Annotated in this window: 1 protein-coding gene and 1 pseudogene; both read left to right on the forward strand. The window is 51.9% G+C overall.

The window, feature by feature from the left end:
• Positions 1 to 333, forward strand: a pseudogene (locus tag A3750_RS25790) (zinc ABC transporter ATP-binding protein); the annotation flags it as partial.
• On the forward strand, positions 323 to 588 hold a 266-nt coding region (locus A3750_RS03405), incomplete at its 3' end, for a metal ABC transporter permease (RefSeq protein ID WP_197474852.1). The pseudogene A3750_RS25790 and the gene A3750_RS03405, both read left to right, overlap by 11 nt.

Raw genomic sequence — 588 nt, forward strand, 5'->3', positions numbered from 1 at the left:
ACACAAGGCTTAGATCATCGTGGCGCGGCAGACTTTTATCGACAGATTAATCTCGTTCGACAGAAGCTAGGATGCGGCATCGTGATGATCAGCCATGAGCTGCACGTTGTGATGCGACAGACCGACCGGGTTATCTGTGTGAATGGCCACATTTGCTGCGAAGGCAAGCCCGAAGTTGTTGGTATGTCGCCCGAATATCGAGCGCTGTTCGGCTTAGACAAAGACGAGGCTGCCCTGTACTTGCATCAGAATCACCATAGCCACGATCATGATCACGATCACCAGCACGCGAATGCGAGCATGCTGCAAAAGGAATCAGGAAATGTTTGTTGACTTTCTAGTTAGAGCGACGCTCGCTAGTGTCGGAGTCGCGCTGGCTGCAGCGCCGCTTGGTTGTTTCGTCATTTGGCGAAGAATGGCCTACTTTGGTGATGCCACGGCACATGCGGCTGTTCTCGGCATCGCATTATCTTTAACCTTCTCTGCGCCATTGTTTGTGAGTGTATTGAGCGTTTGTTTTGTTATGGCGATGACGGTCTCGTCACTCAACGGCAAGGGCTTTGCGATGGACACTTTGCTTGGCGTCGT

Source organism: Oleiphilus sp. HI0079 (genome assembly GCF_001635105.1).